The organism is Dietzia sp. DQ11-71 (genome assembly GCF_014144995.1).
Classification (GTDB): domain Bacteria; phylum Actinomycetota; class Actinomycetes; order Mycobacteriales; family Mycobacteriaceae; genus Dietzia; species Dietzia kunjamensis.
This window is the reverse complement of sequence record NZ_JAALDT010000140.1, coordinates 1-6,728: the sequence shown is the minus strand read 5'-3', so window position 1 is coordinate 6,728 and position 6,728 is coordinate 1. Positions and strand designations below refer to the sequence as shown.

The 6,728-nt window shown below is 70.8% G+C and carries 7 protein-coding genes; all 7 read right to left on the bottom strand.

The window, feature by feature from the left end:
- The coding region (locus G6023_RS05815) for a 2Fe-2S iron-sulfur cluster-binding protein (RefSeq protein WP_182634428.1) at positions 1–1,088 on the bottom strand (1,088 nt) is incomplete at its 3' end.
- The gene (gene nuoF, locus G6023_RS05810; RefSeq protein ID WP_182634425.1) at positions 1,085–2,512 is read right to left on the bottom strand and encodes an NADH-quinone oxidoreductase subunit NuoF; all 1,428 of its coding nucleotides are present in this window, start codon (positions 2,510–2,512) and stop codon (positions 1,085–1,087) included. The genes nuoF and G6023_RS05815, both read right to left, overlap by 4 nt.
- Position 2,513: 1 nt before the next feature.
- Positions 2,514–3,344 carry an NADH-quinone oxidoreductase subunit NuoE gene (gene nuoE, locus G6023_RS05805; RefSeq protein WP_182634423.1) on the bottom strand — a complete coding sequence of 277 codons (831 nt, stop codon included), beginning with the start codon at positions 3,342–3,344 and terminating at the stop codon, positions 2,514–2,516.
- A complete protein-coding gene (gene nuoD, locus G6023_RS05800; RefSeq protein ID WP_182634422.1) occupies positions 3,341–4,684 on the bottom strand; it encodes an NADH dehydrogenase (quinone) subunit D in 1,344 nt (447 codons plus the stop codon). The genes nuoE and nuoD overlap by 4 nt, the downstream gene beginning before the upstream one ends.
- The gene (locus G6023_RS05795) at positions 4,681–5,433 is read right to left on the bottom strand and encodes an NADH-quinone oxidoreductase subunit C (RefSeq protein ID WP_182634420.1); all 753 of its coding nucleotides are present in this window, start codon (positions 5,431–5,433) and stop codon (positions 4,681–4,683) included. The genes nuoD and G6023_RS05795 overlap by 4 nt, the downstream gene beginning before the upstream one ends.
- Positions 5,430–5,984 carry a NuoB/complex I 20 kDa subunit family protein gene (locus G6023_RS05790; protein WP_067714633.1) on the bottom strand — a complete coding sequence of 185 codons (555 nt, stop codon included), beginning with the start codon at positions 5,982–5,984 and terminating at the stop codon, positions 5,430–5,432. The genes G6023_RS05795 and G6023_RS05790 overlap by 4 nt, the downstream gene beginning before the upstream one ends.
- A gap of 27 nt (positions 5,985–6,011) precedes the next feature.
- The gene (locus tag G6023_RS05785) at positions 6,012–6,371 is read right to left on the bottom strand and encodes an NADH-quinone oxidoreductase subunit A (RefSeq protein ID WP_067714630.1); all 360 of its coding nucleotides are present in this window, start codon (positions 6,369–6,371) and stop codon (positions 6,012–6,014) included.
- Positions 6,372–6,728: the final 357 nt, after the last annotated feature.

Here is a 6,728-nt window from a genome sequence, read left to right as displayed (position 1 = left end):
CGGGCGAACTTGGCGTAGGCGTAGGCGTCCTCGGCGGTGAGCCGCCCCCCGGTGAGGACCCCGGCCCGTCCGCGGGCGGCGGCCAACCCCTGGGCAGCGGTCGCCAGGGCGGTGGACCACGGGACCGGAACCAGCCCGCCGCCCTCGCCGCGGACCATGGGGGTGGTGATGCGGTCGCGCTGGGTGGCGTAGGTGAACGCCCACCGGCCCTTGTCGCAGTTCCACTCCTCGTTGACCTCGGGGTCGTCGCCGGCGAGGCGGCGCAGGACCTTCCCGCGACGGTGGTCGGTGCGCTGCCCGCAACCGCTGGCGCAGTGCTCGCAGACCGCCGGGCTGGAGACCAGGTCGAAGGGGCGGGCGCGGAAGCGGTACTGCGCGCCGGTCAGGGCGCCCACCGGGCAGATCTGGACGGTGTTCCCCGAGAAGTAGGACTCGAACGGCTCGTCGCCGTACACCCCGACCTGCTGCCGGGCGCCGCGCTCGAAGAGGTCGATGAACGGGTCCCCGGCGATCTGCTCGGAGAAGCGGGTGCACCGGGCGCACATGACGCAGCGTTCGCGGTCGAGCAGCACCTGCGACGAGATGGCGATCGGCTTGGGGAACGTGCGCTTGACCTCGGTGAACCTCGACCGCCCGTGGCCGCTGGACAGGGCCTGGTTCTGCAGCGGGCACTCGCCGCCCTTGTCGCAGACCGGGCAGTCGAGCGGGTGGTTGATGAGCAGCAGTTCCATCACCCCGCGCTGGGCCTTGTCGGCCATCTCGGAGGTGAAGTGCGTGCGCACCTGCATGTCCTGGGTGACCGGGGTGGTGCACGAGGTGACGGGCTTGGGCGCGCCCTCGACCTCGACGATGCACTGGCGGCACGCCCCCGCCGGCTCGAGCAGCGGGTGGTCGCAGAAGCGGGGGATCTGCACGCCCAACCGCTCGGCGGCGCGAATGATGAGCGTGCCCGGCGGCACCGAGACCTCGCGGCCGTCGACGGTGAGCGTGACGAGGTCGTCGGCGCGCTCTGACTTGGCGCGGTCGTGGTCCGGTTCCTGGGCGGGACCGCGGGCGTCGCGGGGGACACCTGACTGGGCGGAGGTCATCGGGCCACCTCCTCGGGTCGTGTGGGATCCGGTCGAGTGGCCGGCCGTACGGGCGGTCGCCGGGAGCCCGCACCCGCACGGTCGGTCCGGTCGAAGAGGGTGGAGCGGCTGTGGTCGAACGGGCAGCCACCCGGGATGTGCGCGAGGTACTCGTCGCGGAAGAGCGCGATCGACGAGATGATCGGGGTCGCGGCGGCGTCGCCGAGGGCGCAGAACGACTTGCCGGCGACGTTGTCGGAGATGTCGAGCAGTCGGTCCAGATCGTCGGCGGTGGCGGTGCCGTCCTCGAGTCGGTGCATGATCTGCTCGAGCCAGTACGTGCCCTCGCGGCAGGGGGTGCACTTGCCGCACGACTCGTGGGCGTAGAACTCCGTCCACCGCAGCACCGCCCGCACCACGCAGGTGGTGTCATCGAAGATCTGCAGTGCCTTGGTGCCGAGCATGGTGCCCTCGGCGGCGCACCCCTCGTAGTCGAGTGGCATGTCGAGCTGGGCGTCGGTGAGCAGCGGGGTCGAGGAGCCGCCCGGGGTCCAGAACTTCAGGGTGTGGCCCTCGCGGATCCCGCCGGCCAGGTCGAGTAGCTCGCGCAGCGTGATGCCCAGCGGTGCCTCGTACTGGCCGGGCCGGGTGACGTGCCCCGACAGTGAGTACAGGGTGAAGCCGGGGGACTTCTCCGAGCCCATCGAGCGGAACCACTCGGGCCCGTGCTGGAGGATCGACGGCACGCTGGCGATGGACTCGACGTTGTTCACCACCGTCGGACAGGCGTAGAGGCCGGCGACGGCGGGGAACGGCGGCCGCAGTCTGGGTTGGCCGCGGCGCCCCTCGAGCGAGTCGAGCAGGGCGGTCTCCTCGCCGCAGATGTAGGCGCCGGCGCCGGCGTGGACGATCAGCTCGAGGTCGAATCCGCTTCCGAGGATGTCGCGGCCGAGGTACCCGGCCTCGTAGGCCTCGGCGACCGCCACCTGCAGGCGGCGCAGGACGGGCACCACCTCACCGCGCAGATAGATGAACGCGTGCGAGGAGCGGATGGCGTACGCGGCGATGATGATGCCCTCGACGAGCACGTGCGGGGTGGCCAGCATGAGCGGCATGTCCTTGCAGGTGCCGGGCTCGGACTCGTCCGCGTTGACCACCAGGTAGTGGGGCTTGGCGGCCGCGGAGGCCTGCGTGCCCGGGCCGGAGTCGGAGCCGTCGGCCGACTCGCCGGTCTCCTGCGGGATGAAGCCCCACTTGCGGCCGGTGGGGAACCCGGCGCCGCCACGGCCGCGCAGGCCGGCGTCGAGGACGGTGGAGATGACCTCGTCCGGTCCGGTGGCCAGGGCGTTGCGCAGGCCCGTGTAGCCGTCGTGGTCCAGGTAGGTCTCGAGCGTCCAGCTGTCGGGGGCGTCCCAGTAGCGGCTGAGGTACGGCGCGAGCGGCATGTCAGGCCTCCTCGTCCGGTGTGGTGGTGGTCGGCTCGGTGGTGGCCGGCTCGGTTGAGGGCAGCTCAGTGGACTCGTCCGGCCCCGCGGGGGCGCGCATGTCGTGTTCGCGGGCGATCCGCAGCCCGACCAGGGTCGCGTCGCCGGGGGCGCCGTCGTTCGCGCCGGGGCGGGTGTCGGGGAAACCGGCGAGGAGGCGGGAGGTCTCGCGGAACGTGCACAACGGCGCGCCCCGGGTCGGGGTCACCGTCCGGCCGGCCCGCAGGTCGTCCACGACCTGCCGGGCGGAGGCGGGGGTCTGGTCGTCGAAGAACTCCCAGTTGACCATCATCACCGGGGCGTAGTCGCAGGCCGCGTTGCACTCGATGCGCTCGAGCGTCACCCGGCCGTCGTCGGTGGTACCGGGCCCGTCGAGCCCCAGGTGGTCATGCAGGTCGGCGTAGATCTCGTCGCCGCCCATCACCGCGCACAGTGTGTTTGTGCACACCCCGACCAGGTAGTCGCCCGTGGGCGTGCGTCGGTACATCGAGTGGAACGTGGCGACGGCCATGACCTCGGCGGAGGTGAGTCCGACGGCGAGGGCACAGAACTCGATGCCGGCGGGCGTGAGGTGCCCGTCCTCGGCCTGGACGAGGTGCAGGAGTGGCAGCAACGCCGACCGGGCCTGCGGATAGCGGGCGATGATCACCTCGGCGTCGGCCCGCAGTCTCGCCAGGACGTCGTCGGGGTAGTGCCGGCGGGCGTCGGGCCGGACGATCGCCCCCGGCTCGTCCGGCTGCTGCCCGAACTGCAGGAAGACCGGTTCGCGACTCGTCGACTCCATGCTGCTCATCGGTCCACCCCTCCCATCACGGGGTCGATGCTGGCGACCGAGGCGATGACGTCGGAAAGCATCCCGCCCTCGCACATCGCGGCCACGGCCTGCAGGTTGGTGAACGACGGGTCGCGGTAGTGCACCCGGTACGGGCGGGTCCCGCCGTCGGAGACCATGTGCACCCCCAGTTCGCCGCGCGGGGACTCCACCGGCACGTACACCTGGCCCGGCGGGACCGCGAAACCCTCGGTGACCAGCTTGAAGTGGTGGATCAGCGCCTCCATGGAGCTGTCCATGATCGTGCGGATGTGCTCGGCGGAGTTGCCGAGCCCGTCTGGTCCCACCTTGAGCTGGGCGGGCCAGGCGATCTTGGGGTCGTCGACCATCACGGGTCCCGGTTCGAGCCGGTCCAGGCACTGCTCGACGATCTTCAGCGACTCCTTCATCTCGTCTACCCGGATGACGAACCGGTCGTAGCAGTCACTCGCCGACCCGGTGATGACGTCGAACTCGTAGTCCTCGTACCCGCAGTACGGGTCGGACCGGCGCACGTCGTGCGGCAGGCCCGTCGCCCGTAGGACAGGGCCGGTCACGCCGAGGGCCATGCATCCGGTGAGGTCGAGGTAGCCGACGTCCTGCAGCCGCATCTTCCAGATGGGGTTCTCCCGCAGCAGCAGTTCCATCTCGCGGATCCGCCCGGGCATCACCTCGAGCAGTTCGCGCACCTGGGGGACCGCCTCGTCGGGCAGGTCCTGGACCACCCCGCCGGGCCGGACGTAGGCGTGGTTCATCCGCAGACCCGTGATGACCTCGAAGACGTCCAGGACCAGCTCGCGCTCGCGGAACCCGAACAGCATCGGCGTGCTCGCGCCCAGCTCCAGGGCACCGGTGGCCAGGGCGACCATGTGGGAGGAGATCCGGTTGAGCTCCATGAGCATGACCCGGATGACCGACGCCCGCGGCGGGACCTGCTCGGTGATCCCGAGCAGCTTCTCCACGCCCAGGCAGAAGGCGACCTCGTTGAAGAACGGCGACAGGTAGTCCATCCGGGTCACGAACGTCACGCCCTGGGTCCAGTAGCGGTATTCCAGGTTCTTCTCGATGCCCGTGTGCAGGTAGCCGATGCCGCAGCTCGCCCGGGTGACGGTCTCGCCCTCGATCTCCAGGATCAGCCGCAGCACCCCGTGCGTGGACGGGTGCTGCGGGCCCATGTTCACCACGATGCGGTCGTCGTCGGCGTTGCGCGCCGCCTCACTGATCGCGTCCCAGTCCTGCCCGGAGGCGGTGAGGATCGTGTCGGAGTCCGCGGCGCGGTCGGCACGGGCCGAGCGCCTCGCGCGGGTGCGATCGGCGGTCATGAGTACGCCCTCCGCTGATCCGGCGGCGGGATGGTCGCGCCCTTGTACTGGACCGGGATCCCGCCCAGCGGGTAGTCCTTGCGCTGCGGATGGCCCTCCCAGTCGTCCGGCATCTCGATCCGCGTCAGCGACGGGTGCCCGTCGAAGACGACGCCGAAGAAGTCGTACGTCTCCCGCTCGTGCCAGTCCGTCGTGGGGTACACGCGGGTCAGCGTGGGGATGTGCGGGTCCGCGTCCGGGGCCGACGTTTCGAGCATCACGCGGCGGTTGTGGGTGATCGACTGCAGCGGGTACACCACGTGCAGCTCCCGGCCGGTGGCGTCGGGGTAGTGCACCCCGCTCGCGCCCAACGACATCTCGAACCGCAGGTCGGGGGCGTCTCGGAGGGTCACGGCCACCGCCGGTAGGTGCTCCCGCTCCACGTGCAGGGTGAGTTGCCCGCAGTGGACCACGACCTTCTCGACGGCCTCCTGAAAACTCGGCCCACCCCGCTGGTGCAGGGCCGCGGTGAGCGCGCGGATGACCTCGTCGTCGTCGTCCTCATAGGGCGGTGGGGTAGTACCGGGCATCTCCTTGGGGCGCACGAGGCCCCCGAACCCGGTGGTGTCCCCGGAGCCGCGGACGCCGAACATGCCGTGGCGCACGCCGACGGTGTCCGCGTCAGGGCTGTCCGTGCGGTCGGGTGGGTTCGGTGCGTCGGGGGCCCGGTCGCGGTCCGCGGCGCCGGAGTCCGGGCGACGGTCGGTCATCGGAACATCCCCTCGACGGGGATGAGCGGACGCTGGTCGAGCGCGGCCTGCTCCGCGGCACGGATCGCCTCGGCCCGGTTCGCGCCCAGCGGCATGTTCTGGATCTTGTCGTGCAGCGTGATGATCGCGTGCATGAGCATCTCCGGCCGCGGCGGACATCCGGGCAGGTAGATGTCGACGGGCACGATGTGGTCGACGCCCTGCACGATCGCGTAGTTGTTGAACATCCCGCCCGACGACGCGCACACGCCCATCGACAGGACCCACTTGGGCTCGGCCATCTGGTCGTACACCTGCCGCAGGACCGGCGCCATCTTCTGCGAGACCCGCCCCGCGACGATCATGAGATCGGCCTGCCGGGGGGACGCGCGGAAGACCTCCGTGCCGAATCGGGCCAGGTCGTAGCGGCCGCCGCTCGTGGACATCATCTCGATCGCGCAGCACGCCAGACCGAACGTCGCCGGCCACAGCGAGCCCTTGCGCATGTAGCCCGCCAGCTGCTCGACCGTGGTCAGCAGGAAGCCGGCCGGCACCTTCTCCTCGAGTCCCATCTCGGCGCTCCTCTCCGACTCGCCGGGTCAGTCCCAGCTCAGTCCGCCGCGGCGCCACTCGTAGGCGTAGGCGACGGAGACGTTGAACACGAACAGGGCCATCGCGGCCAGCCCGAACACGCCGAGCTGGTCGAAGTGGACGGCCCACGGATAGAGGAAGAGGATCTCGATGCCGAAGATGATGAACAGCATCGCGGTGAGGTAGTACTTCACCGGGAAGCGGCCGCCGCCCGCCGGCTGCGGCGTGGGCTGGATGCCGCACTCGTAGGCCTCGAGCTTGGCGCGGTTGAACCGGCTGGGCCCGGCGAAGGAGGACACGCCCGAGGAGAAGACGGCGAAGGCGACGGCCAGGGCCCCGAGTACCAGGATGGGCACGTATTCGTTCACGTCGGCGTCACTCCTCGCGCTTGTGATGAGAAGCCGCCTGTAGGCGGGCCTCTACTGCAACCGCAGGGGGTTCGAGCGACCGGCGCTGATGGGGTCCGGTCGTCCGTCTCCCCGGCGGGCCGTTCACTGTGCGGCCCGCAACTGTGACTCTACTCACACTGTGTTGACGTGCGTCGGGGGTTCGGACAGATGGCGTCTCGGTCGTGCTCCGCGGGCGGAGGGAAGAGTGCGCGCGGCCGCGGGGGCCGGTGTCAGGCGGGGGCGAGGAGCCCGTTCACCGCGTCGCGCAGGCGCAGCGGGTCGATCGGGTGGGGGACCGACGCGTCCGCGCGGGACCAGTCGGCGAGCCAGCGGTCG

Bases quoted from the DNA above. Each gene is read 5' to 3' on its own strand.
- nuoF (WP_182634425.1), bottom strand. From the start codon at position 2,512: ATGCCGCTCGCGCCGTACCTCAGCCGCTACTGGGACGCCCCCGACAGC.
- nuoE (WP_182634423.1), bottom strand. From the start codon at position 3,344: ATGAGCAGCATGGAGTCGACGAGTCGCGAACCGGTCTTCCTGCAGTTC.
- nuoD (WP_182634422.1), bottom strand. From the start codon at position 4,684: ATGACCGCCGATCGCACCCGCGCGAGGCGCTCGGCCCGTGCCGACCGC.
- G6023_RS05795 (WP_182634420.1), bottom strand. From the start codon at position 5,433: ATGACCGACCGTCGCCCGGACTCCGGCGCCGCGGACCGCGACCGGGCC.
- G6023_RS05790 (WP_067714633.1), bottom strand. From the start codon at position 5,984: ATGGGACTCGAGGAGAAGGTGCCGGCCGGCTTCCTGCTGACCACGGTC.